Consider the following 24,699-nt stretch of genomic DNA (forward strand, 5'->3'; position numbering starts at 1 on the left):
GTACAAAAACTACTGCAGCGTGGCGGTCAATCTGGCGACGTTATCCACATACTTGGCCAGAGGGGGCCTGTCCATCCAGTCGTCCAACGTAAGCTCACGGGATACCTCGCGATACGTGGACTCCACGGCCCGCATGAGGTTCACGGTTTCGGCGCCCAGCAGCATCACCGAAACCTCCATGTTCAGGGAGAAGGAGCGCATGTCCATATTGCTGGAACCAAGAACGGCTACTTCGTCATCAATGGTGAAGTGCTTGGCGTGGAGGACGTATGGCGCACGGTACAGGTAGATACGCACACCCGCATCCAGCAAGGCCTCGTAGTAGGAGCGCTGGGCGTGGTGAACCAGGAACTGGTCGCCCTTCTCCGAGACGAACAGCTCCACATCCACGCCCCTCTGGGCAGCCGTGGTGATGGCATAAAGCAGGGAGTCATCAGGCACGAAGTACGGGCTGCAAATGGAGATCCGGTGCTGCGCCGAGTAGATCAGCGTGTTGAAAAGGCGAAGGTTGTTTTCCGTGGCGAACCCGGGTCCGCTGGGCACTACCTGGGCTGTCACCTGTCCCGGAGACGGGAGGGGCGGAAGACGCAGCTGGTCCTCCAGGGATTCGTCAGTTTCACTGAGCCAGTCGGTCGCGAACACCACGTTGAGGGTGGGCACAATCGGCCCTTCAAGCCTGGACATCAGCTCTACCCACTTGCGGCCAACCTTGTGGTGCTTGGGATTGTTGTAGGAAGGTTCGATCAGGTTCTGTGAGCCCGTGAAAGCGACTTGGCCGTCAATGACCATGATCTTGCGGTGGTTCCTCAGGTCCGGACGCCGCCATTGGCCGTGGATTGGCAGTAGCGGCAGCATCCGTTTCCACTGGATCTTGCTTGCCTTCAGCCTGCGGATCAGCCGACGGTAGCCCTTGACCCGCAACGTTCCGATGTGGTCGAAGAGGAGCCTCACGGTGACACCACGTTCAGCCGCTTTCTCCATCTCGGTCAGAAGTTCGTCCGTCACGGAGTCGCTGCTCATGATGTAGAACTCGGCGTTGACGTAAGATCTGGCGCCCCTGACCGCCTCGGCCATGGCCTTGATGGATTCCTCATACCCAGGAATCAGTTCCACCTTGTTGCCATCCACCATGGGAAGGGAGCCAAGCCGGTGATTGAGCTCACCGGCCGACTTCACCCACTCGGGGCCGGAGTAGAGGCTCACCGGATCGGCGAGGTCCGAGGTCACTGCACGAACACGGCGGTTGACCTCTTCCTGCTGCTCACGCCTGCGCTTGGAGAGCTTGAAATTGCCAAAAAGCAGGAACAGGACGAAGCCCACGGAAGGGATGAGGAACACAGCCAACAGCCAGGCCATGGCGGTGGTGGGACGTCGGTTGCCGGGAATGATTCCCAGCAGGACGATCCGCATGACGACTTCCGCGATGGCCCACGCACCCAGCAACCAGGTCCACTCCTGGCCAAACGGAAAAGGAAAGAGCACCTGACAAACCCCCACGGTTCATGAACAACAGTGACCACAGCCTATCCGGCAAAGTCATCAGCAGCGGCCCGCACTAAGCTGGGACCATGACTTCAGCAGCTCCCACCGTCCTCGTTTTCCTGGACCCTGCCTTCGAAAACGGCCGCATTGTCGACTCCGGCCAACCGCAACTTATGGCCACGGACTTGGGAGCTACCCGGGGCGATGGCGTGTTCGAATCGCTCCTGGCCGTGCAGGGCCGCCCCCGGAAGGTCCAGGCGCACCTCAACCGTCTGGCCGGTTCCGCGGCAGCGCTGGACCTGACCCTGCCGTCACAGGACGCGTGGCGAAAGGCAATCGACACAGCCATTACGGAATTCCGCGAAGTCCACCCGGCACCCTCGGCCGAGGAGGATGAAGTGGTGGTTAAGCTGCTCGTCACCCGAGGTGTTGAAGGTGCGGCGAGCCCCACCTGCTGGGTACAGGCGTCGCCCTCACCCGCGGGCAGCCGCCGGCAACGGGAGACGGGTATCGACGTCGTGCTTTTGGACCGCGGCTTCGACACCGAAGCCGGCGAGCGCGCGCCGTGGCTGTTGCTTGGCGCCAAAACGCTGTCCTACGCCGTCAACATGGCGGCGCTGCGCTACGCGCACAAGCAGGGCGCGGATGACGCGATCTTCACCTCGACCGATGGCCGCGTCCTTGAGGGACCGACGTCCACTGTGCTGCTGGCGCACCTTGAGACAGTCGACGACGGCGACGGTTCCGTCAGGACTGTTCGTCGCCTCATCACGCCACAGCTCGACAGCGGGATCCTCCCGGGCACCTCGCAGGGTGCCCTGTTCGCCGCGGCCAAGGCTGCGGGCTGGGAATTGGGCTACGGGCCGCTTGAGCCGCAGGACCTGTTCGATGCCGACGCCGTCTGGCTCATTTCGAGCATCCGCTTGATCGCCCCCGTGAACCACATCAACGGCAAAGAAGTGGGCACGCCCGCCATCCGAAAGCAGCTTACAGCCGAACTGAACGAATTGTTCGCGGGCATCGAGTAAGGTCCAGCATCGCGCATCTGCCAAAAATGCTCCGCTTGGAACCTAGCAGGTCACAAGTAGAGTAATTGCTCGCATGACTCAATGATAAGGAACTCTTGGCCTCGGCCATGAGCTTGTTGTGCGTTGAATCCCATTTCTTATCCTCCTTGAAATGGTTATTCGTCATGTGATGAATCTTGTTTCCGTGTTAGTTGGATCACTTCCAGCTGGCACTACCTTCAGACTTTTCTGGCTAACTTCCCGGAGGGAACATGGGACTCAGCTCCCCCACAAAAGCCGAAGCATCGGCAACCGAAGCGCAGACTGCTGCTTCATCATCAGGACTCCGCCGGTCCATGGAGGCCCGGCACCTGGTCATGATCGCCATGGGCGGAGTCATCGGTTCGGGGCTTTTCGTCAGTTCCGGCTACACCATCGCCACGGCCGGCCCCCTGGGTGCGGTGCTCGCATTCCTGATCGGCGCCGTCGTGGTTTACCTTGTCATGGCTTGCCTCGGGGAACTCGCTGTTGCGTTCCCCGTGTCAGGCGCATTCCACATCTATGCGGCCCGGACCATTGGACCGGCCACGAGCTTTGCCACCGCCTGGCTTTACTGGCTCTGCTGGGCCGTGGCACTGGGTTCTGAATTCACGGCAGCAGGACTCCTGATGCAACGGTGGTTCCCCGGCGTCGACGTCTGGATCTGGTGCTTCGTGTTCGCCACGGTCCTGTTTACGCTGAACGCCATTTCATCGCGTGTCTTTGGTGAATCGGAGTTCTGGTTCGCGCTGATCAAGGTCGCCGCCGTCGTCGGCCTCATCATCCTGGGCGGTGCCGCACTGGCTGGCTTCCACCCCCTTGCCGCGGGCGACTATCCGTCGTTCGGATCGAACTTCAGCACCCCTGACGGGCTCTTCCCGAACGGCTTCACCGGAGTTTTCGTCACCTGCCTGGCTGTGTTCTACGCCTTCTCCGGCTCTGAACTGATCGGCGTAGCGGCGGGCGAAACCGCCAACCCCGGCGCCACCATCCCCAAGGCCATGCGCACCACGGTGATCCGCCTCATGATCTTCTTCGTCGGTGCCATCACGGTCATCGCGGCCACCATCCCGTATGAAAAAGTCAGCGTGGACGAGAGCCCGTTCGTCACCGTGTTCTCCATGCTTGGCATTCCCTACGCAGCGGACATCATGAACTTCGTGATCATTACCGCGCTGCTTTCTGCCGGTAACTGCGGTTTGTTCTCCTGTGCCCGCATGCTGTTTTCACTGGCCGACGAAGGCCATGCCCCGCAGGTTTTCAAGAAACTGACCAAGCGCGGTATCCCCCTGGTTGCCCTCTGCGTGAGCATGCTCGGCGGACTGGCTTCGCTCATCAGCAGCGTCGTGGCGCCGGCTACCGTCTACCTGGTGCTGGTCTCCGTAGCCGGCTTCGCAACGGTGGGCGTGTGGATGTCGATTGTGGCTTCACACTTCATCTACCGGCGGACATTTGTGCGGAACGGGGGCGACGTCAACACGTTGCCGTACAAGGCACCGCTCTTTCCGCTGGTGCCGATCCTCGCATTCACACTGTGCGTTGTGTCCTTGATCGGCATTGCCTTCGATCCCAACCAAGTGGCAGCCCTCCTGTTCGGAGTTCCATTTGTGGGCGCCTGCTACGCGTTCTTCTACTTCAAGTACGGACGCCGACGCTCACTCAAGAGGGCCCTGGACGCTTAGCTCCGTGGCTTCCTGAACTTTGGACACCGATCGGCCCTCAGTCAACCAGTCGTGGTTGACCGAGTGCCGATCGTTTTTAAGTTTCGGTGCCGCCACCACCTGCTTTCAGGTTGCACGAGCCGCGCCACGCCGTTTGGGGAGGCGTGTCGGGTACGGCGACCAGCCAAAGTGGGTCGTGGCGGCACGCTTTGGCATCGCGGCTTAGGTGAAAGTACGACGCCGGCCCACACCTCGCCAGCGCAGGCTCACCGTCGATGGGTTCCCGACGGCTTAGGGTCTCGGTGGCTTCCTGACCCACTCTGGACACAGATCAACCCTTGGCCAACGTACTGCGGTTGACCAAAGGCTGATTGGACTTGAAAGAAGGTCAGGACGCCAAGCTTCCCGTGCCGCCATCACCCACTTTCATCTTCCAAAGGGCCCGCCACGCCGTCTTCCACGGCGAGCCAGGCAGGATGCGCGGCCAAAGTGGGTCGCAGCGGCGCGCAGGCGGGACAGCTCGAGTCCTACTTCCTGCCCGCCCTGACCGGGTGTTCGCTCAGAATCGACAGGCGGTTGAAGGCGTTTATGCCGATCGCAGCCATGCAGATGACACTGATCTGCTCGTCGCTGTAGTGCTGGCGCGCTTTGGCAAAGAGTTCGGGGCTGGGCCGGGAGGTGCTCATCCGGGTGATCTGCTCGGCAATCTGCATGGCTACAACTTCGGCGGGCTCGAAGAGCTGCACTTCTTCATACACCGCTACCAAGGACAATCGCTGTTCGGTTTCCCCGTACTTCAGGGCTCGGCGATGGTGCAGGTCCAGGCAAAACGCACAGCCGTTGATCTGTGAGCACAGGTAATTGATGAGTTCCAGGGTCTGGCGTGAAATTCCGAGCCGGTCGGCCTCGTCAACGAGTTGCTGCGAATAGTGACTGAGCGTTGCGTAAAGGTCGGGCTGCTGCTTATCGAGGTAACCGGCGAGCCGGGGCTTCGTTTCCTGTTCGGGCATGCTTGGAGCTTAACCCACCACGCAGCGGGGCCACCAAGTGAGCGAGCGACTGCCCCAAACCCAGGGAACGTGAGCGAGCGACCGCCCCAAACCCAGGGAACGTGAGCGAGCCTTGGCCCCAAGGGGTGGGAACGTGAGCGAGCGACCGCCCCAAACCCAGGGAACGTGAGCGAGCGACCACCCCAAGGGGTGGGAACGTGAGCGAGCGACGGCCCCAAGGGGTGGGAACGTGAGCGAGCGTCAGTCGCCAGCGTCGGCGGAGAGGCGGATGCCGTTCTCAGCCAGCCACAAGGGGTTGAAGGCCTTGCTCAGGTAGTTCGTACCGGCGTCGGGCGCTATGGCCACCACCACCGAACCGTGAGGCGCGGCACGGGCTACCCGCACTGCCGCTGCCACCGCGAGCCCGGACGAGGGCCCCAGCGCCAGTCCTTCCTCATCAAGTAGGCGGTGGACGGTGGAGTAGACCTCGTCGTTGGGAATGCGGAGGAAGCGATCGACTATGGAGCGGTCGAAGATCTTGGGCCATTCAGCCTGCGGCCAGGAGTTGCCCACGCCATCCACCAGGATCTCACCGGGGTGCCCGCCGCTGTACGCGGAGCCGTAAGGGTCCGCGCCCACTACTTCCACATGGCCGCCCGGGCGCGCGGCCGCCACCTGTTCCTTCAGGTAGCGCCCGTTTCCGCTGATGGTCCCGCCCGTACCGATCCCGGCCACAAAGTGTGTCACCAGACCACCGGTCTGTTCCCAGATTTCCGGCCCGGTCGTCTCGTAATGGGCTAAAGGGTTGGCCGGGTTGTCGAACTGCATGGGCCGCCACGCCCCCGGCGTCCCTGCCGTAATGCGGGCGGCCACGGCTCGGGCGTTTTCCGGGGACTCGGACGGCGCGTTCCAATCCGTCAGGATCACCCGCGCCCCGTAGTTGTGGAGGGCCGCCAGTTTTTCCTGCGAAATGGTGTCGCCGGTGACCACCACAACCGGGTGGCCCGTGAGGTGCCCTATCAGCGCCAACCCAATCCCCGTGTTTCCGGACGTGCTCTCAACGATCGTGGCACCGGGCTGCAGCTCCCCTGAACGTTCGGCCGCCCGCACCATACTCAATGCCGTACGGTCCTTGATGGAGCCGCCGGGGTTCTCCGACTCCAGCTTGATGTGGATGGCACTGCCCAGCCCGCGGCTGAGCTCCTCCAACTTCACCAACGGCGTATTTCCCACCTTGTCCAAAACTGAAGCATCGAGTCCGTCAAGAGCCGCGGGCATGGCGTGCGCCCCATGTTTGCGGGTGCCCGTACTCATGCTGTCTCCTCCTCAGTCCCGGGGAACAGCTGGTCCGCGGCTTCCCGCAAGACTGTCCGTGCCCGCTCCACCAGTTCCGCAGCCGACGGCCTGTCCGCCAGCACATCGGCCAGCCGGCCCACCACCAGCCCCGTCCCGTTCCCGAGCGGCTGCGCAGCCTCCGCTTCCAGCAGGAGGTAGGAAGCAGTGAGGGCCTCGATCGCCAAGAGCTTCTCCGCCGCATCAATGGACTTTTCCAGTTGCTGCAGGGCCAGTGGCGCCAAGGTGGAATGGTCCTCGACGTCGGCCGAGAGGGTGGGGGCGCCAAGGGTCGCCGGGGCTGCCAGGAACTTGAGCTCGGCCAAGAGCCCAGCCGCCGAGTACCAGAGCAGCCCGGGCAGTTCCTCCTGGATCAAAGCCGACGCAGATCCGGGCTCGGACGATGCCGCTGCCAGGTGTCGTGCCCGGATGGCCCGTTGCGGTGGATACAGCTTGGCAATGCGTCGTTCGCTGGAAATCCCCACATGCGCCAAGGCCAGCCGCAGCCCTTCAAAGGACAAGGCCAGCTGCATCGGTTGGAAGTTCCCGCCGGACACCATCGCACCGGACTCCACATCAACCAGCGGGTTATCGCCCCGGCCATTCAGTTCCACCTCCAGGGCCGACCGCAGTTGCGACACCAAAGACCGGAACGCACCATGGGTCTGCGGCGCGGCACGGAACGACAACGCGTCCTGCACCGATACCTCCGGCCGGACGTCCTCCAGCCATCCACCGCTCAAAAGCCGGCGGACAGCGGCCGCCGAGTCGCCCTGCCCGTCCACTGCCTTTGCCGCCTGGATGGCCGGCGAAAAGGGACTCAGGTTCCCGCCGCCGTCGTACCTTGCGATGGTCTCCAGCGAGAGTGAAAGCGCGACGTCGGCCAAGCGGGTCAGGTGCCTCAGCCGCACCAAAGCAAGGGTCCCGGCACCAACGGAGAACGCGTTGGCACTCACCAAGGCCAGCGCCTCACCGGCAGCGGGTTGGAGGGGTTGAAGGCCGGCGTCGGCGAGCGCTTTGGCGCCAGGAACCAGCAGGCCGGAGGCGTCGAACGCTTCGCCCTCGCCCAAGGCAACAGCGGCGACGGCGGCCAGTTGGGTCAGGTCGGACGAGCCCACCGAACCTTCGCTGGGGATGGCGGGAAAGACGCCACGGTTGAGCAGTTCAGCATAGAAGGCGGCGGTTTCCGGACGGACGCCTGAGCCGCCCCGGCTGAACCCGATGAGGCGGGCGAGGATCACCGAGCGGGCAGCAGTCCGGTCAAGGTACGGACCCACGCCGCTGTTGTGATACCGGACCACCTGTACTTGATAAGCCAGCAGCGACTTCTCCTCCACGTCGGTGTCCCGACCGGATCCGAGCAAGGTATTCAGCCCGTAAACCCGTTGGCCGGACGCGGCAGTCTTTTCCACGACTCCCCGGGAACGCCGGAGCAAATTCAACGCATCTTGGTTGAGTTCCACGTGAAACGTCGGATCCGCGGCCGCCTCCGCCACAAGCAGAGCGGAAACAGTCCCCGTTCCGATGCTGAAGGTTCCCACTAGAAATCCAGGAGATTCTGCCGGAAACCGCCGTTGCCGTAACTCGTCCTCAACAGGCCGCGGCGCCGCAGTTCAGGCGTGAGTTTGTCCAGGACCCCGTGGACAGTCACGGGATCCACGAAACCGGAGAACAGAAACCCGTCACCGCCAACAGCCGAGCCGGTTTCCTCAAGGTAGTCGGCGATTTCACCGACCGTGCCGATGATCGAGTCACCCGCACCGCCGCTGCGTGCCTGCAGGATCTCGCGCAACGTGGATCCGGGAGGCGCCGCCTTGGCGAAATGCTCCAGCGTGCCTTGGTTGCTGTTGGTACTGAGTTCGGGAAGGGGCTGGTCCAGGTCGAACTGCTTGAAATCGATCACGGAGAGGTAGGAGATGGAGTTGAGCTGGCTGTCGATATCGCGCTGCGTCAGCTCCCGGCGCTGGGCCCGCAACTCCTCCGCCTCCGCGGTGGAACCAACCACGGTGGGCTTCAACACGAAAAGTACCTTCACGTCGTCGGGATTCCGCCCGGCTTTCGCGGCCTCGGCGCGGATGGAATCGCGGTAGGCCTTCATGCCGTCAACGCCACGGGCCAGGGCAATCGCCACGTCCGCGTGGCCGCCGGCGAACGCCTTGCCGCGTGGCGAAGCACCGGCTTGCACCAGGACAGGCTCCTCGGGCAACGGCGCTGTGTTCAGCGGGCCGCGGACCTTGAAGAATTCTCCTTCGTGGTTGATGGGATGCACTTTGCTGTGGTCGGCAAACCTGCCGGCTTCCACATCCTCAAGAACCGCGCCCGGTTCCCAACTCCGCCACAGCCGCCTGACGACGTCGACGAATTCCTCCGCCTTTTCATACCGGAGGTCGTGTTCGATCTGCTGGTCCAGGCCGTAATTCTGCGCAGCGAGATCGCTGCCCGAAGTGACCACGTTCCACCCGAGCTGCCCCTCTGAGAAGTGCTGCAGCGTGGCAAGGAGGCGGGCCGCCGTGAAGGGCGGGTAGAAGGAGGCGCTGACAGTGGGGACGATTCCCAAGTGTTCCGTGGCAGAGAGCAGGTACGGGACCAGCGCCAGGGGATCGTGCTTCGGCGCAAACGAAGCATGGGCCAGCGAAACCTCGGCTGTGCCTCCATAGGTGTCGGGGACGGTCAGGGAGTCCTCGATGATGAACAGGTCCAGGCCGGACTGCTCAAAGGCCCGGACAGCTTCCTGGTACAGGGCGGGTTTCTTCCAGTCATAGCCCAGGCTGTACCCCGGCGTGCCCCATCCCTGGACACCGAATCCGTGCCCCACAAACCAACCAAAATGCAGCATGGGCTTGAGTGTAGAACTGCTCTGTCCGTTCACCGCGACCTGCTTTCACACGAAGTTACAGGGGGTCGTACTGCGTCAATTATGCTCCCGGGACGTCTTAATTGGGCCCGTACTCCAGCACCCTCCGGTTACGCAACATGACGAGGCCCGCCGTGCAGGCCGTCGTCGTGAATGCTACTTTTTTCTTGAGTAATGAGAACCAGCGCGAAGCCCTGACTTGCTGGTCGGCAACCCTCTCTCCGGCGGGGTGCCTCAGGTGACTACTCGGCGTATCGACAACTCGAACTGCAAGCGTGACTGAGGAGCACCAGCAATGCCTGAACCCACCGAAGAAAAACTCGCCTATCGCCTGATCACGGGCCCCGACACCCGTGAATTCTGCGAGCGCATCAGCAATGCCCTGGCTGAGGGCTACGTCCTGCACGGCAATCCCGCAGCCACCTTCAACGGCACAGACGTGATCGTCGCCCAGGCCGTGATCCTGCCTGCCGCCGTCGCCAGTTCCGACGCTGCAGTAGCAAGCGCCGTGGACGAGTTGGAGAACTACGAGGAAATTTTCGAGGGCCACGCATGAGCTACGCCGGTGACCTGACCCCGCAGGACGCGTGGACCAAGCTGGAACAAGGCGCCATCCTGGTGGACGTCCGGACCGAGGGCGAGTGGGCCCACATCGGCATTCCCGACACCAAGGCCACGGAGAACGATCCCCTGTTCATCCAGTGGAACCTCGCCGGGGGCATCCCGAACTCCCGCTTCATCGATGACCTGCAGCAGCAGGCTCCCGAAGGCGACGGCGTGGAACTGGTGTTCCTCTGCCGCTCCGGCCAGCGCTCCATCGCCGCTGCCATCGCCGCCACCCAGGCCGGATTCACCGCCTACAACGTCCTTGAGGGCTTTGAGGGTGAGCCGGACCGTTACGGCGAACGTACTGTAAATGGCTGGAAGAACCGCGGCCTGCCTACCAACCTGGGGAACGACTAAGTGACTTTTAATCCTGACGCCGCCGGCTGGAGCCCTGACACCCAGGCTGTCCGCGGTGGCCTTGACCGTACCAACTTCCAGGAAACGGCCGAGCCTGTCTTCCTGAACTCCGGCTTCGTTTACGAATCCGCCGCAGCCGCCGAACGCGCCTTCACGGGCGAAGACGAACGCTTCGTCTACTCCCGCTACGGCAACCCATCCGTGGCCACCTTCCAGGAGCGGCTCCGCCTGCTCGAGGGAACCGAAGCGTGCTTTGCGACGGCGTCCGGCATGTCCGCAGTGTTCACCGCCCTGGGTGCCTTGCTGGCTGCCGGTGACCGCGTGGTTGCCGCACGCTCGCTCTTCGGCTCGTGCTTCGTGATCCTCAACGAAATCCTGCCGCGCTGGGGCGTGGAGACGGTGTTTGTCGATGGACCGGACCTGGATCAGTGGCGCGAAGCTCTCTCCGAGCCGACCACTGCGGTCTTCTTTGAGTCGCCGTCCAACCCGATGCAGGAAATCGTGGACATCGCGGCCGTCAGCGAACTGGCACATGCCGCAGGGGCGACGGTCGTCGTCGACAACGTCTTTGCCACTCCCCTGCTGCAACGCTGTGGAGACCTGGGCGCAGACGTGATCGTCTACTCCGGTACCAAGCACATTGATGGCCAGGGCCGCGTCATGGGTGGCGCCATCCTGGGCACCAAGGAATTCATCGACGGTCCGGTCAAGCAGCTCATGCGCCACACCGGCCCGTCTCTGTCCTCCTTCAACGCCTGGGTGCTCACCAAGGGCCTTGAGACGATCGGGCTGCGCGTGAACCACAGCTCGGCGTCTGCCCTGAAGATCGCCGAATGGCTTGAGCAGCAGCCTGCCATCAGCTGGGTAAAGTACCCGCTGCTGAAATCTCACCCCCAGTATGAGCTGGCCACCAAGCAGATGAAGGCCGGCGGCACCGTGCTGACCTTCGAGCTCTCGCCCTCCGGTGGGCGCAGCGCCAAGGAAGCCGCATTCGCGCTGCTCGATGGCCTGGGCGTCATCGACATCTCCAACAACCTGGGCGACTCCAAGTCCCTCATCACCCACCCGGCCACCACGACGCACCGGGCCATGGGTCCGGAGGGACGTGCGGCGATCGGTTTGTCCGATGGCGTGGTTCGTTTGTCAGTGGGTCTGGAGGACGTCGACGACCTCATCATGGATCTGGAGAAGGCCCTCAAACAGGTCTAACCTTGCTGGCATGAGGCATCCATACCGCCGTGCGGGGGCTGTCATCGTTGCGGGTTCGGTGGTGTGGTTGGCCGGGATTTCGCCGGGTTCGCGCGTGTACCTCATGCGCGACCCCGCCGAGCGCCTGCGTTTGCTGGTCAACAGCGAACGCGGGTGGGTCATCGGCCATCATTTGGCTGCTGCGGGAACGGCGGCGGTACCAACGGGCTTCCTCGCCTTCGCACAGGTCCAACGTCCCGGGGCCTCCAAAACGTGGGCATCCGCCGGAGCAGCAGCGCTGTTGGCGGGTGCACCCCTTTTCATTTACAGCCTTTCCCGCCGGGCCTCGGACCTTGAGCGTTTCGCCTCGTTTCGAGGGTCCAACGCACCCTTCCTCGGCTACTCTTGGCTGCACGTCCTGGGTTTGGCGGCGCTGGGCGGCAGCCTCTTGAAGTCCCCTGCCAAACGGTGGGTGGGCATCACGGCAGCAGGGGTAGCCGCTGCCTCCGGAACTGTCCTGGCAACCACTAAGGACATACCGCCACTGGTCTTCTACCTCACCGAAGGGGCCCTGGGCGCATACCTGATGATCTGGGCTGAACCCCACGCCGACGCTGAACAGCCGGAAGACTAGGGCCGCCGCACCCTGGTCATCATGGGTGAAGGGTCCTTGTGCGCAGCGGCGGCTGTGCCACGGACCGTCACCCTCGCAGCATGCGCGACGACGGCAGCAAGGGTTTCCCCGTCGGGCACACCTCCGGGCTGATTGCCCCGGTCGCGGCGCCTCTTGCTGTATCGCACCGCCGCGTCCCGTTGCTCGAAGGCCCCGTTGCCGCGCCCGAGGATCTCCGCGACACCGGCCTTGACGAGCGCCAATTCGCCCTGGTCATCCAGGACGGGGCTCAGGTAATCCACCAATGCCCAGACCACATCCGCGGCCGGTTGGGGGCGGAAATCCCCGAAGTCCAGGAGATCTCCGCGCAACCCTGAATTACTGGCCCGCCAACCCGCCATCCGCAACAGTGCGGTAGGCACCGGGGTGGGATCAACGCCGTCGAGCATCTCCAGGGAAGCAGTCTCCACCAGCGCCCGTACCAGCACGGCGATCAGGGCCGCGTCCTCCGCGCGGAGGCAGACATCGGCCACCCGGACTTCCACCGTTGGGTGGTTTTTGGAAATCCTGGCGTCGAAGTAGATCATGCCCTCATCCAGGATTACCCCTGTATCAAGCAGCCGCTGCACGACGCGTCGATAAGCCGTCAGCGAGCCGAAGAGGGAGGACGGTCCGGACGTTGGCCATCGGTTCCATGCCTGCGTGCGGTAACTGTCGTAACCCGTGGGAAGTCCGCGCCAGTAGGGGGAATTGGCGGAGAGGGCGGTGAGGACGGCCAGTTTGTCCCGGATGTGGTCCAGCACCACCACGCCTTCTTCGGGTGACTCCACGGAGGTGTGCACATGGAACCCGCAGGTCAGCTGCTCGGTGGCGATGATTCCGAAGTTGTCCAGCATCGCGGCGTAGCGCGGGTCCGGGGTGGTGTGCGTGTTCGAGGCGAGGGGGGACGTCGCGAGCGCAGCAATCCTTGCCCCGTGCTGCCGGGCTGCTTGGTCAGCCATGGCGCGGCCCCGGCGGATCTGCTGGAGGATTTCAGCGTAGCTGTGGCACGGACGTGTCTGGGTTTCGATCTGCTCCAGCTTGAGTTCCGGGCTCAGGCCTGTGGCCGTCACAGCTTCGTCATGGCCTGCCAGCAGCGCATCCGCGAGGGCCAAGGGCGCGCCCGTCACGGGATCCACAATGAGCAGCTCTTCCTCCACCCCGAAAGTCCGCATGCTCCATTCTGCGCCATGGGTGGCTTTGCCGAATACAGGTCAGACGTGCGGGGTGACGTGAGATTCTGCTGGATCATTGCCGCTGGGAGCGGAGCGGCCTCGCGGATTGTCAGGTCAGGCAAGCCGGCCGAGGCCGATGATCCAGCAGATTTGTCCACATACGCGAATTTTCCGGGCCGGAGAAGGTCAAGTCCGTGGCTGACTGAGCCCATGAACGCATTTGAATTCTTGTCCTCGGTGGGTGGAGTAGCCACGGTGGGCCTGCTCAAGGCACACGGCCACAGCCCGGCGGACCTGAAGAAGCTCGAGGGCGCCTATCAACCGCGGCACGGCATATGGGCTCTCCCATCGGCAGATACTGAGTTTGTCTTCGCCCTCGTGAACAACGGACTTCTCACGTGCGCAAGCGCGGCTGTCCGCTATGGCCTCTGGCTCAAGGACAAACCGCGAAGACTTCACTTGGCAACCAGGCACAACAGAGGTCGGGGATTTATCCGGCACGGCGGTCTCAGGCTGGGCTCGGAATCCCACATGCCGGTTGCATCCTTGGAAGACACAGTCATTCACGCTCTCACGTGCCTGCCGGAGGTCGACGCTATTGCCGTGGCCCAGTCCGCGATGAAGAGCCGTGGAGTTTCGCGGGACGTCCTGGAGGGCGAGTTGCGGGCCAAGTACTTCGGGAATGCGAGGAAACGACTTCGGATGGCCGATGGTCTGTCCGAGTCCGTTCCGGAGATCAGTGCCCGTCTGCTTTTCGAATCAGAGGGTCTTTCATTCAGACGCCAGGTCCGTATCCCCGGAGTGGGCCGGGTGGACACCCTGATTGATGGCTGGCTGATTGTGGAGGTCAATGGCTATCAGTTCCACAGCTCAAGAGACGCGTGGCGTAAGGACATGGGCAGGCTGAACGCGGCACAGGAACGGGGTTTCACCATCCTGAGCTTTGCTCCTGAGCAGATCTGGCGTTCTCCGGACGATGTCATGGCGCAGATTCATGGGTTTCTTGCACGGGGACGGCCGCACACCCGACCCTGCCCTTGAGTTTTCTGCTGGATCATTGCGGACAGAAGGAGGAGGCGAGCCCGTCATTCCGGGGTTGCCTCCTCCTTCTCATGCGGATGATCCAGCAGATTTGCTTGCCATCAGTCCTGGAAGTACTCGACCTTCGCGCCAATGGTGTTCAGGCGCTCGGCCAAGTCCTCATAGCCTCGCTCGATCACGTAAATGTTGCGCAGCTCCGAGGTACCCCGGGCGGCCAGCATGGCCAACAGCAGGCAGGCAGCGGGGCGCAGGGCGGGCGGGCAACCGACCTCGGCAGCACGCCACTTGGTGGGTCCGTTGACGTAGATCCTGTGCGGGTCCAACAGCTGTACCTGGGCGCCGAGCTTGTTCAGCTCCGTCAGGTAGATTGCCCGGTTCTCGTAGACCCAGTCGTGGATCATGGTCTGGCCCTCGGCATTGCCGGCGATGACGGCGAAGAAGGGCAGGTTGTCGATGTTCAGGCCCGGGAACGGCATTGGGTGGATCTTGTCCTGCGGGGCATGTAGTTCTGAAGGCTTGGTGGTCACGTCCACCAACCGTGTGCGGCCGTTGCGGGCCATGTATTCACCGGAGATCTCCAGTTTCTGGCCCATCTGCTCAAGGGTAGCCAGTTCAATCTCCATGAATTCAATGGGGACGCGGCGAATCGTGACCTCGGAGTTGGTGACGATACCGGCCGTGATCAGGCTCATGGCCTCGATGGGGTCCTCGGACGGGAAGTACTCGATGTCCACATCGATTGCGGGCCGCCCGGTGATCTTCAGCGTGGTGGTTCCCACGCCTTCGATCTCCACACCCAGTCCCTGCAGGTAGAAGCACAGATCCTGGACCATGTAGTTGGGGCTGGCGTTGCGGATCACCGTGGTGCCTTCACGGTGGGCAGCAGCCATGATCGCATTTTCTGTGACCGTGTCGCCGCGCTCGGTCAGCACGAAGGAGCGGTGGTGTCCGTCGGCCGGAGGAGCAGCCACGGAATAGAACCCTGACTTGGCTTCAACGGTCAGGCCGAACTCGCGCAGCGCCTGCATGTGGGGCTCAACGGTTCGGGTACCAAGATCGCATCCGCCGGCGTAGGGCAGCAGGTATTCGCTGGTCTCGTCCAGGAGCGGTCCCAGCAGCATGATGACGCTGCGGGTGCGGCGGGCGGCGTCGACATCCATCGACTCGAGGTCCAGTACTTCGGGCCGGCGAATGCGCAGATCGCTGCCATTGAGCCAGGTGCACTCCACGCCGATGGATGTCAGGACTTCAACAATCCTGTTCACCTCTTCAATGCGTGCCAGCCGGCGGAGCGTGGTGGTGCCGCGGTTAATGAGGCTCGCGCACAGCAGGGCCACACCGGCGTTCTTGCTGCTGTTGACATCCACTTCGCCCGAAAGCGTCCGGCCACCTTCCACCCGGAGGTGGGTCATCTGCGGTTTGCCTACCTTGACGATGGAACGGCCGAAGATCGCTTCGAGTCGTTCGATCATCCGGAGGCTCAGGTTCTGTTTACCTTGCTCCATACGGGCGATTGCGCTTTGGCTGGTTCCCAGCTCAGTAGCCAACTGCCCTTGCGTCCAGCCCTTTTCTCCACGTGCGTTGCGGAGCAGGAGGCCGACGTGTTCTGCGGTAGGTTGAGTCATACCCAAGAAATATCACAAATGAGTTAGAAGTGGCTACCAAAACACGGTTTGCGCGGCAAACGTCACACCCTACCCGTTTTGTGCGATAAAGCCCGACGGCGGTGCGCTGCGCGGCGGGACGCTGCGCGGGACGGAGATTTCCACATGGGCATCGCTCCCCATTGTTCCGTGGGAAATGATAGCTGACCATGAACTGGAAACCACAGGGGGAAACATGCCTTTCTTCGGCGCCGACGTCGAGGACAACATCGTGAGCGTCCGGCACCAACAACAAGCCCGACGGCGGATGCGGCCTTCTGCAGGCCGCGCCACTCTCGCCTGCCTGCTCACCTTTGCCCTGGCCTTCACCCTTGCCGCTTGCTCCCTGGGAGGAAACGTTATGCCCGAATCCGACGACTCACTCAACAGCAAAGTGCTCGATTCCGCCACCAATGGCACAGCCTTGAAGCTGGCCGATGCCCCGGACTTCGCGTGGGACCAGGCCGGGTTTGTCCTGTCGGGCACGCCGGCGAAGGACATCGAGGAGGCCTTCGGCGAACCCCTGACCAAGGAGAACCGCTACACCGCGTCACCGGCGCTGTTCGTGTTCCTGAAGGATGGCAAGGTGGCCAAGGCAGTCCGTATCGTCCCGGACGCATTCTTTGGAGCCGACGCCAGGAAGAAATATGGCCGGGACGTGGTGCTCACCCCTCCGGAAGGCAAAAAGGGCTTCCTGAACTGGCGCGAGTAAAGATCCTAAGCGCGCCAATAGCCCAACGCATCAATGCGGTGCTTGTCCACACCCAAGCCCTTCCGCAGATGCTTGACGATTGCCCGGGTACTTGACGCTTCGCACGCGATCCAGAAGAAGTCCTCCGCCACGGACACAGAAGGGGCCGTCAGCGAGTCACACACCTCCTCAACCAGGGACGCCCCGTCGCGTTTGCGCGGAATCCAGGTGACCACATCGGAATCCGACGCCCGCACCTCAAGCGAAGGGTCGGCGTCGTGCTGGTATTCAATCCAGGCCGTGACAGGGACCGATCCCCGTGCGTCCAGCAGCGAGTTGATGGCCGGAATCGAGGCAGGATCGCCCACCACCCAGATGCGGCGCGGGGCGGGCTGCGGGAAGGCGAAGGAGCTGCCTTGGACGGTGGCGTCGATGGTGTCGCCGGCTTTGGCCGTGCGTGCCCAGTCAGCCGCCACCCCTGCGTGCATCGCGAAGTCCATGCTGAAGGTGCCGTTCTCCGGCGACGCGTTCACCAGGGTGTAGGCGCGCTGATGAGCCTTGCCGGAATCGTCGAACCACAGCCGGATCCACATGGTTGGATGCACGCCACTGGCCTGGAGGAGTCCGCCGTCGCGAACGTGCACGCGGAGGAAATCCGGCGTGATCTCTTCCCGGCCCGTGACCTCCAAGGTGAAGTCCTTGGCACCCATGACCTTAAGGACTACGCCCTCCCAATTGCGCTTCACACGGCTCTCCTTCACGAACGGCCACAATTTGTGTGCGCAGCCGATGCCACCTATCTTGAACTTAAGTAAGCCTAACCTAAGCCTGAAAGCAGCCAGAGAACATGACGCCATCTTCCGTCCCGGCAGGTGGTCCCGGAAACTACCGGGACAACTGGGGCATTCCGCATCTGTGGGCTGAATCGGCGGATGAACTCGCCTTCCTTCAGGGGCGGAACGCGGCGACGGACCGCTCGTGGCAGATCGAGCTGGAACGCTGGCGATCAGAAGGCCGCACCGCCGAAGTGCTGGGCCCCGACGCCTTGGTCTGGGACCGCTTTGCCCGGCAGGCCCGGCTCAATGACACCGCGCGCCGCTGCTTCGAGAAACTCCCCCATGAAACCCAGCACTGGTGCGGACAGTACGTAGCCGGGATCAACCAAGCCCTGGCGGACGGCCTTCGCGGAGGCCCCGAATTCGACGCAGCCGGCTGCGCCCCCGAGCCATGGCTCCCTTGGACTCCGCTGGGCGTCTTCCTGGTGCATCACATCCTTTTCTCCACCTTTCCCAACAAGATGTTCCGCGCCCATGTCGCTCGGACGCTCGGGGAAAACGCCGTGGGCCTGTTCAGCATCGAAGCCCCGGTCTGGTCCGGCAGCAACGCGTGGGCCGCGCACGGTTCCACGACGGCGAGCGGCCGGCCGCTGATCGCCGGGGACCCCCACCGCCTCATGGAACTGCCGGGCGTGTACCAGCAAGTGCGGCTCGCCTGCCCGGAGTTCGACGTTGTGGGTTTCGCATTTCCCGGCGTCCCGGGCTTGCCACACTTCGCCCACACGGGACACACCGCCTGGGCCGTTACCAACGCCATGGCCGATTACCAGGACCTCTACGTGGAGGAACTCCGCCGGATCAGCGACAGCACCGGAGACCACATTGAGGCGCGGGGTCCGGAAGGCTGGGAAACCGCCGTCGTCAGTTCCGAGACCATCAGGGTCCGGGACAGCGACGCTGTAACTATCGAGATCATCGAGACTGCCCGCGGCCCGGTCATCTCTGACACGCCCGACGGCGGCGCCCTGAGTTTGCGCTTCCCGGCGCGGGTTGATGGGCGGCTGGGTTTCGAGGCGCTCCTGCCGCTGCTGCGGAGCCGGAACGTCGCAGACGTGGAGGCCGCCCTCGATGCCTGGGTGGAGCCCGTGAACAGCGTGGTGGCCGCGGATTCCTCCGGTGCGGTACGGCATTTCGTCGCCGGGCTTGTTCCGCAGCGCAACCCCGCAAACCGCCGCTTGCCCGCACCGGCCACTTCGCCGCGCCACGCATGGGACAAGCACTACGCTTCGCTGCCCCGCACCGACATCCAACGGTTTGCGGTGAGCGCGAACGACCGCGCGGCCGGAGGCGGCGAATCCGTAGCCATGGAGTTTGCGCCCGCCCATCGTGCCACGCGGATCCGGCACTTGTTGGAGTCCGCGCCGGCGGCGACGTTGACCGTGGACGACATGCAGGCCATCCACACTGACACGCTGCTGGGTCCTTGGCCAGTATTCCGGCAGATTCTTGGCGGGATGCACCCCGGCGCACTCTCCCCGAAGGCAAAGGACGCGAGATCACAGCTGATGGCCTGGGATGGCCGGATGGACGCGGACAGCCACCAAGCGGCGCTCTTCGCTGCTTGGCGCGGTGCTTTGGTCCAGCGCTTCCACGGGCATTCGGCTCTGGCTCCGTTGAACACGCCCAGCGGATACTCCCCCTTGTTCGGGCCATGGTTATCGGTGGCATCGCGCATCGGCTTTGCGCTGGAGACACTGCTGGCCCGGGCCCAGGAACTGGGCATCGACGTAAGCACGGAGGCCATGGCGGCGTTGGAGGACACAGCGCTGGAAGAGGCCTTGCGGGATGGGGGCTACTGGGGCGATCGACACAAGCTGTTGCCCGTCCACGTGCTCCCCGAGCCCCTGGCGGCAACGGTACCCACCTCCGGTCTTGGCGGAGACACCGGTTGTGTGCTGAGCACCGAAAGTCTTCCTGGTGTGGAGGACCGAAGCTTCCGGGGTCCCGTGGCACGTTACGTCTGGGACTTGGGCGACCGGGACAACAGCCGATGGATCGTGCCCTTCGGGGCCGCCGGAAGGCCTGGCCACAAGCATTTCACTGACCAGCTCCCCTTGTGGACTGATGGCCAACTGGTCCCCGTGGCCACCGACTGGGCCGCCCTGGCCAAAGACCCCCACTGACAGCGGCGCCAGCCGCACCAACCGAAGGAAACCATGACCACCACCGCACAGGACTTCTCTGTCCGCACCACTGTCTACACCGAGGAACTCGAAGGCTGGGGCTCACTCCGGATCGTTCCCCTGGTCCCCACCGAGGACATCGGACTCATCCACGAGTGGGTGTCGCAGCCCAGGGCCAGGTTCTGGGGCATGACCGGGAAGCCTCGCGAGGAAGTACTTGCCATCTACGAGTTCCTTGACTCACTGGACACCCACCACGCGTTCCTGGTGATCCTCGACGGCGAACCACTGGCTCTGTTCCAAACGTACGAACCACTTCACGACCCCGTGGGTGAGGCGTACCCGGCGCGGGAGGAAGACATCGGAATGCACCTCCTCCTCGCCCCGGCCACCCGGCCCATCCCGCACTTCACGCCCCGCCTGGCAACCTCGCTCATCAAGTACCTGTTCTCTGTGCCGGGCAAGGACAGGATCGTTGTGGAACCGGATGCCCGCAACGCCAAGGCCCTTCGCCGTTTGGAAGCCACCTGCTTCGAATTGGGTCCGATCATCCAACTGGAAGAAAAGGAAGCCCAGCTCGGATTCCTGACCCGCGCCGGCTTCGAGGAGATCCAGCGCCAGCGCTAGGCAGCTAACGCCAGACGAAGCTCCACGTCCCTGCGCCCACGGCTGTCAGCATCGCGGCCGCGGCAACCAGCACCCCGCCGAGCACAACCCACGCGTCCAGAAGTGAGTACGTGGACTCACGCGCCCACGTCCGTTGTCCGCCGCCGAAGCCGCGTGCTTCCATGGTCACGGCCAACCGTGAAGCCCGGCGGACAGCCTGGACAAGCAAGCCAAAACTCTGTCCCAGCGTCGCCTTGAGTCTCTGCAACGGACTGCCCTGCGAGCCGACGCCCCGGGCGCGTCGGGCCATTCCGATGGTCTGCCATTCCTCCGCCATGAGGCCCACCAGCCTCATGGCAGCAAGGGAACCAAGTACAAAGCGGTGCGGCAGCCTCGCTTTCTGGGCCAAGGCGTCGGCAAGGTCGGTCGGGTCTGTGCACGACATCAGCAGGATCGCCGGGAGGGCAATCGCCAAACCGCGCAACATGAAACCAAGCCCCAGCTGGAGGGAACCTTCGCTGATTGACCAGAGTCCGACGTCGAGCAGTAGAGCGCCGCTGTCCGCCGCCACAATGGCGGTACTCCAGCCCCCGATCACCGCCGCGATGATCAGCGGCCACGCGCGAAGCCACAACAGCCGCAAGGTGAGGCCCGCCAACGGGAAGAGCGCCAGTTCCGCAATCAGCGCAGTGGATGCCGAAACCCAGTCGATGGACAGGGCCAACACCAGTGAGATGAGAAAGACAGCCACGAACTTCGCCAGGGGGTTTGCCCGGGTCAGGAGGGCGTGGTTGCCTCTCAGGTTCAATGCATCCCTCATGCGGCGCCCGCTTCCTGATGCGCGGTTTCGCCCTGCGCTACGGGCCCCAGCCGCAGCTCCGTCCCGCCCAGGACCGCGCTGAACTCCTGGTCGTGGGTTACCGAAACCACGGCCGTCCCGGCGTCGAGCAACTCGGAAAGGAACGACGCGAGCTCAGCCCAGGTATTGGCGTCCTGCCCGAACGTCGGCTCATCCAGGACCAGCACCTTGGGGTGGGCCGCAAGCACGGTAGCTACCGAAAGCCTTCGTTTCTCCCCGCCGGACAATGTGTAGGGATTCGCGTCTACCAGATGGCCCAGCCTCAACCGCTCCACCAGTTCGTCGACGCGCTCCTCGCCGTGGCCAAGATGCTTGGGGCCGAACATGAGCTCGTCCAGGACGTTGCCTGTAACGAACTGGTGCTCAGGCTCCTGGAAAACTGTTCCGATCCGTGAGATCAGCTGATCAGCTTTCCACTTGTACGGGTCAATGCCCGCTCCTTCCGAAAGCTCGACGCCGGCACTCACCGTGCCGTCCACCGGCGCCAGAAGGCCGGCCAACGTGAGCGCAAAGGTCGATTTGCCGGCACCGTTCGGCCCGGTAATGGTCAAAGCCTGGCCTGCCCTGACCTGGGCGGTGATGTCTTTCTGCGCGGGAACGGGCGGGATGGTCCTGAAGCCCTTCCGCTTGGGCTTTTCCCGCGAAACGGCCAGGTCCTGGGCTGCGAGGAGCAGCTGGTTGGGACCGTCCGCCTGGGTCCGCGCCCGCGTCGCAGGGACGTAACCGGGGACCCACACGCCCGCTGCCATCAGCATTGACCGTGCCTTGGTGAGAACCTGGTCCGGCGGTCCGTCCAGCAGCGTTCCACCACCGGCAGAACCGGGCTGCAGGACCACGATCCGGTCCACCAGGTCCTTCCACACGGACACCCTGTGCTCCACGACCACCAGCGTGGCGCCCGTCTTGTCCAGGCAGCGGCGCACCGCATCCCGGACCTCCAGGACGCCTGCGGGATCGAGGTTGGCCGTGGGTTCGTCGAGCAGGATCAACCCGGGCCGCATCGCCAAAATGCCCGCCAGCGCAAGCCGCTGCTTCTGGCCGCCGGAAAGTGCCGCCGTCGGGTGGTCCAGCGCCAAACCGCCGCCCGCAGCGGTACGCAAGCCGACGTCGTCGAGCGCTTCATGCACGCGGGACCAGATCTCATCCCGCGGCACGGCCAGGTTCTCCGCACCGAAAGCGACGTCGTCGCCCACGCGGGAGAGGATCACCTGGGTTTCGGGGTCCTGCTGCATCAACCCGGCGCGGCCACGTGACTCACGGGGTGTAACGCCGTCGATCAACAGCGAACCTGTCTCGTCCGAGTCGTCTTCCTCGTCACCCAGCACCCCGGCCAGGGCGTGCAGCAGCGTGGACTTGCCGGCCCCTGACGGGCCCAGCAGCAGGACCCGCTCCCCCGGTTCGATCCGAAGGTCCAAGCCCTGGATGGCAGGCGTGGAACGGCCGGCATGCCGCCACCCCCACCCCTCGGCGGAAATGGCGGCAGGCTTGACCGAGCCGCTGTGTGTGGCGGGCATCAGCTGAAGACGGGCTCCGAGGCGGCCTTGCGCGAGGCGAAGGAGCTCAGAACGCCCGTCTTCGCCAGACCGCGGGTGGCCACCCAGGAGAGGGCCCCTGCGATGATGGCGCCGGAGATCGTGGTGAAGGTGATGTAGGTCAGCTTGTCGATTGCCTCGTAGGCGATGTTCCAGCCCCATGGCAGGAAGGAGTCGTTAAGGCCGCAGAAGAGTCCGGCGCCCGCACCGGCCAGCAATGAAACGGGCAGGTTGAACTTCTTGTAACGGAAAGCCGCGAAGATGAGCTCGGCGCCGAGGCCCTGGAGGACACCGGAGATGAGCACGGTGGTGCCGTATTGCGAGCCCATGATGAGTTCGCCGGTGGCGGCCACAGCCTCGCAGAACAGGGCTGCGCCGGGCTTGCGGATAATGAGCATGCCAAGGACCGCGGGAATCATCCAGCCGCCGGCGATCAGGCCGGTCAGCGGCGGGTAGGCCGCGTTCATGGGAATGGATACGATCGCGGCGCCCTGGGACCAGGCCCAGAAGATCACGCCGCCGGCGATGGCGATGAGGGCCGCCACCACGATGTCTACAACACGCCAGCTGTAACTGGTCTTCTTCACGTTTACCGTGGTCATTTTTCTGCCTCCTGAGGTTACAGGAGGGGAAAGTGCTCCCCGGCTTCCAAACGGCATGCGCCGTCCGGACCCGGACACTCTGAGAAGCTCGACTCCCTTGCGCCGGTACTAACCGGATCAGGTTCGAGGGTCTGCGGCTGTCCGCACTCTCAGCGCCCTCGCGTCTCCTGCGTGGTGCAGGATTCGACGGCGGCGCTCCCCTGTCGTTATCAAATCTGCCCTGATGGGCGGGTTCAGTTTACACCTTGGCGTGCCAGGGAGTCCGGGTGGGCGGCCAGACGGGGTCACATTCCGCCCTTGCCGTTGCGAGGCCCGCTCTGCGCCCCATTCCTCGCCCGTGGCACGCAGAGCAGGCCAGGCAACGCACCCTGCAAGAATGGCTGCATGACGGATGTTCCCGGTTCCAACCTCCCCGACGCCACGCCAGTGTCCGAGCCACCCCTCGCAGCCAGCGTGATCCTGCTCCGCGATGCCCCTTCCGGGCTTGAGGCGTTCGTCCAACACCGGGTCAGCACCATGGACTTCGCTGCGGGAATGGTGGTGTTCCCCGGAGGCCGGGTGGATAAGGCGGATCAGGCCGGATGGGATTACCCGACGGAGCTGCTCCAACGCCACGCTGCCGACTGGGCGCAAAGCTCGATTGCCTCGGATCCAACCCAAGCCCGGAATGCCTCGGGAACTGTCCTGGCTGCAGCCATCCGCGAGGTCCACGAAGAGGCGGGGCTTGCCATTGAGGCCGCTGCCTTGCGCCCGTGGGCCAACTGGATCACTCCCGTGGACATGCCCAAGCGTTTTGACACCTACTTCTACGTCGCCAAGCCCGCACCGGAAGCACAGCCCCGGCATCAGACCACGGAGGCGTGGCAATCGCTGTGGATGCCGGTCAGCGCGATTTTGGCTTCCGAAGCCGAAGGCAGGCTCAAGTTGATGCCGCCCACGTATTACCTGCTGAAGGAAATCGAGGCTTTCGACTCCGTGGACGCTGTTTGGTCGGCCGAACACCCGGTGGTTCCGGTGCTGGCCCCGGTAGGTTCCTTGACTGCGTTTCTCAAGGAACGGGAGAACCGCGGGTAGCCTGCCATACAGCTAGGCTGGGGGCATGAACCTCTTTTTCAAGCTGTTGGGCGCCGGGGTAAGCCTCGGCGCGGGCTTTGTCGGTACCAAACTCGTCAACAAAGGCTGGGAAAAGGCCACAGGCAACAAGCCGCCCACAGGCAACGACGACGTGGAGACGAGCCTGCGCTCGGCCCTGACCTTCGCGCTTATTTCCGCCTTCGTGAGCACGGTCATCCAGGTCCTCACCAGCCGGGGGACGCAGCGGGCCATTGCCCGTTTCGCCAAGTCCCAGGACATCGTCTAAGCACCACACCCGCAAAAGCAACGCGGGGTCACTTATGGCCCATATATCCCCTTGGGACGGGCCA

General features: G+C 63.8%; 23 protein-coding genes and 2 riboswitches. Of the genes, 12 read left to right on the plus strand and 11 right to left on the minus strand.

Annotation, left to right across the window (positions count from 1 at the left end; all coding sequences use genetic code 11):
- Positions 1–9: 9 nt before the first annotated feature.
- Positions 10–1,482: a cardiolipin synthase gene (gene cls / locus ACFUOZ_RS11270; RefSeq protein WP_377547992.1), complete on the minus strand. Its 1,473-nt coding sequence runs from the start codon at positions 1,480–1,482 to the stop codon at positions 10–12.
- A gap of 86 nt (positions 1,483–1,568) precedes the next feature.
- Between cls and ACFUOZ_RS11275 the strand changes: the two genes are divergently transcribed.
- Complete coding sequence (locus ACFUOZ_RS11275) at positions 1,569–2,510, plus strand: aminodeoxychorismate lyase (RefSeq protein WP_377547994.1); 942 nt, start codon at positions 1,569–1,571, stop codon at positions 2,508–2,510.
- 251 nt (positions 2,511–2,761) lie between these two features.
- Positions 2,762–4,210, plus strand: a complete 1,449-nt coding sequence (locus ACFUOZ_RS11280; RefSeq protein WP_377547996.1) for an amino acid permease — start codon at positions 2,762–2,764, stop codon at positions 4,208–4,210.
- A gap of 506 nt (positions 4,211–4,716) precedes the next feature.
- On the opposite strand, the gene ACFUOZ_RS11285 is transcribed toward ACFUOZ_RS11280, so the two are convergent.
- From ACFUOZ_RS11285 to ACFUOZ_RS11300, 4 genes are all read right to left on the minus strand, one after another.
- A complete protein-coding gene (locus tag ACFUOZ_RS11285; RefSeq protein WP_377547998.1) occupies positions 4,717–5,199 on the minus strand; it encodes a carboxymuconolactone decarboxylase family protein in 483 nt (160 codons plus the stop codon).
- Positions 5,200–5,439: 240 nt separating this feature from the next.
- Positions 5,440–6,492 (minus strand): PLP-dependent cysteine synthase family protein, encoded by a 1,053-nt coding sequence (locus tag ACFUOZ_RS11290; protein WP_377548000.1) that lies wholly within the window; start codon positions 6,490–6,492, stop codon positions 5,440–5,442.
- Entirely contained in the window at positions 6,489–8,051 is a 1,563-nt protein-coding gene (locus tag ACFUOZ_RS11295) for an aromatic amino acid ammonia-lyase (protein ID WP_377548002.1), read from the minus strand. Before ACFUOZ_RS11295 ends, ACFUOZ_RS11290 begins: the two co-directional genes overlap by 4 nt.
- Positions 8,051–9,379, minus strand: a complete 1,329-nt coding sequence (locus tag ACFUOZ_RS11300; RefSeq protein WP_377548004.1) for an NtaA/DmoA family FMN-dependent monooxygenase — start codon at positions 9,377–9,379, stop codon at positions 8,051–8,053. The genes ACFUOZ_RS11295 and ACFUOZ_RS11300 overlap by 1 nt, the downstream gene beginning before the upstream one ends.
- A 155-nt stretch (positions 9,380–9,534) precedes the next feature.
- A riboswitch (SAM riboswitch) is annotated at positions 9,535–9,646 on the plus strand.
- A gap of 13 nt (positions 9,647–9,659) precedes the next feature.
- Here ACFUOZ_RS11300 and ACFUOZ_RS11305 point away from each other — a divergent pair.
- The 4 genes from ACFUOZ_RS11305 to ACFUOZ_RS11320 are packed head-to-tail and all read left to right on the plus strand — an operon-like array spanning position 9,660 to position 12,149.
- Entirely contained in the window at positions 9,660–9,920 is a 261-nt protein-coding gene (locus tag ACFUOZ_RS11305) for a DUF1737 domain-containing protein (RefSeq protein ID WP_377548006.1), read from the plus strand.
- On the plus strand, positions 9,917–10,327 hold the full coding sequence (locus ACFUOZ_RS11310; RefSeq protein WP_377548008.1) for a rhodanese-like domain-containing protein: 411 nt from the start codon (positions 9,917–9,919) through the stop codon (positions 10,325–10,327). Before ACFUOZ_RS11305 ends, ACFUOZ_RS11310 begins: the two co-directional genes overlap by 4 nt.
- Positions 10,328–11,536, plus strand: a complete 1,209-nt coding sequence (locus tag ACFUOZ_RS11315) for an O-succinylhomoserine sulfhydrylase (protein ID WP_377548010.1) — start codon at positions 10,328–10,330, stop codon at positions 11,534–11,536.
- 10 nt (positions 11,537–11,546) lie between these two features.
- Complete coding sequence (locus tag ACFUOZ_RS11320) at positions 11,547–12,149, plus strand: hypothetical protein (RefSeq protein WP_377548012.1); 603 nt, start codon at positions 11,547–11,549, stop codon at positions 12,147–12,149.
- Here ACFUOZ_RS11320 and ACFUOZ_RS11325 read toward each other — a convergent pair.
- Positions 12,146–13,342, minus strand: a complete 1,197-nt coding sequence (locus ACFUOZ_RS11325; protein WP_377548014.1) for a glutamate--cysteine ligase — start codon at positions 13,340–13,342, stop codon at positions 12,146–12,148. The genes ACFUOZ_RS11320 and ACFUOZ_RS11325 overlap by 4 nt on opposite strands.
- Before the next feature lie 210 nt (positions 13,343–13,552).
- Between ACFUOZ_RS11325 and ACFUOZ_RS11330 the strand changes: the two genes are divergently transcribed.
- Positions 13,553–14,383, plus strand: a complete 831-nt coding sequence (locus ACFUOZ_RS11330; protein WP_377548016.1) for an endonuclease domain-containing protein — start codon at positions 13,553–13,555, stop codon at positions 14,381–14,383.
- A gap of 101 nt (positions 14,384–14,484) precedes the next feature.
- Here the strand turns inward: ACFUOZ_RS11330 and ACFUOZ_RS11335 are convergent, their stop codons facing one another.
- Complete coding sequence (locus ACFUOZ_RS11335) at positions 14,485–16,008, minus strand: UDP-N-acetylglucosamine 1-carboxyvinyltransferase (RefSeq protein ID WP_377548019.1); 1,524 nt, start codon at positions 16,006–16,008, stop codon at positions 14,485–14,487.
- 214 nt (positions 16,009–16,222) lie between these two features.
- Between ACFUOZ_RS11335 and ACFUOZ_RS11340 the strand changes: the two genes are divergently transcribed.
- Positions 16,223–16,738, plus strand: coding sequence for a hypothetical protein (locus ACFUOZ_RS11340; protein ID WP_377548021.1), 516 nt, complete (start codon positions 16,223–16,225; stop codon positions 16,736–16,738).
- A 5-nt stretch (positions 16,739–16,743) separates the two neighbouring features.
- Here ACFUOZ_RS11340 and ACFUOZ_RS11345 read toward each other — a convergent pair whose 3' ends face one another.
- Positions 16,744–17,463 (minus strand): siderophore-interacting protein, encoded by a 720-nt coding sequence (locus tag ACFUOZ_RS11345; RefSeq protein WP_377548023.1) that lies wholly within the window; start codon positions 17,461–17,463, stop codon positions 16,744–16,746.
- A 101-nt stretch (positions 17,464–17,564) separates the two neighbouring features.
- On the opposite strand from ACFUOZ_RS11345, the gene ACFUOZ_RS11350 reads away from it, so the two are divergent.
- Together ACFUOZ_RS11350 and ACFUOZ_RS11355 are read left to right on the plus strand one after the other, a co-directional pair.
- On the plus strand, positions 17,565–19,676 hold the full coding sequence (locus ACFUOZ_RS11350; RefSeq protein ID WP_377548026.1) for a penicillin acylase family protein: 2,112 nt from the start codon (positions 17,565–17,567) through the stop codon (positions 19,674–19,676).
- A 33-nt stretch (positions 19,677–19,709) separates the two neighbouring features.
- A complete protein-coding gene (locus ACFUOZ_RS11355; protein ID WP_377548028.1) occupies positions 19,710–20,303 on the plus strand; it encodes a GNAT family N-acetyltransferase in 594 nt (197 codons plus the stop codon).
- Between the two features lie 4 nt (positions 20,304–20,307).
- Here the strand turns inward: ACFUOZ_RS11355 and ACFUOZ_RS11360 are convergent, their stop codons facing one another.
- Genes ACFUOZ_RS11360 through ACFUOZ_RS11370 form a run of 3 tightly spaced genes read right to left on the minus strand, consistent with a single transcriptional unit; the run spans position 20,308 to position 23,275 of the window.
- Positions 20,308–21,102, minus strand: coding sequence for an energy-coupling factor transporter transmembrane component T family protein (locus ACFUOZ_RS11360; protein ID WP_377548030.1), 795 nt, complete (start codon positions 21,100–21,102; stop codon positions 20,308–20,310).
- The gene (locus ACFUOZ_RS11365) at positions 21,099–22,655 is read right to left on the minus strand and encodes an ABC transporter ATP-binding protein (RefSeq protein ID WP_377548032.1); all 1,557 of its coding nucleotides are present in this window, start codon (positions 22,653–22,655) and stop codon (positions 21,099–21,101) included. Before ACFUOZ_RS11365 ends, ACFUOZ_RS11360 begins: the two co-directional genes overlap by 4 nt.
- Positions 22,655–23,275 carry an ECF transporter S component gene (locus ACFUOZ_RS11370; protein ID WP_377548034.1) on the minus strand — a complete coding sequence of 207 codons (621 nt, stop codon included), beginning with the start codon at positions 23,273–23,275 and terminating at the stop codon, positions 22,655–22,657. The genes ACFUOZ_RS11365 and ACFUOZ_RS11370 overlap by 1 nt, the downstream gene beginning before the upstream one ends.
- Before the next feature lie 76 nt (positions 23,276–23,351).
- A riboswitch (TPP riboswitch) is annotated at positions 23,352–23,487 on the minus strand.
- A gap of 172 nt (positions 23,488–23,659) precedes the next feature.
- On the opposite strand from ACFUOZ_RS11370, the gene ACFUOZ_RS11375 reads away from it, so the two are divergent.
- Entirely contained in the window at positions 23,660–24,349 is a 690-nt protein-coding gene (locus ACFUOZ_RS11375; RefSeq protein ID WP_377548037.1) for an NUDIX domain-containing protein, read from the plus strand.
- A gap of 25 nt (positions 24,350–24,374) precedes the next feature.
- Positions 24,375–24,635, plus strand: coding sequence for a DUF4235 domain-containing protein (locus tag ACFUOZ_RS11380; RefSeq protein ID WP_377548039.1), 261 nt, complete (start codon positions 24,375–24,377; stop codon positions 24,633–24,635).
- Positions 24,636–24,699: the final 64 nt, after the last annotated feature.

The organism is Paenarthrobacter sp. NPDC057355 (genome assembly GCF_042667405.1).
Lineage (GTDB): Bacteria > Actinomycetota > Actinomycetes > Actinomycetales > Micrococcaceae > Arthrobacter.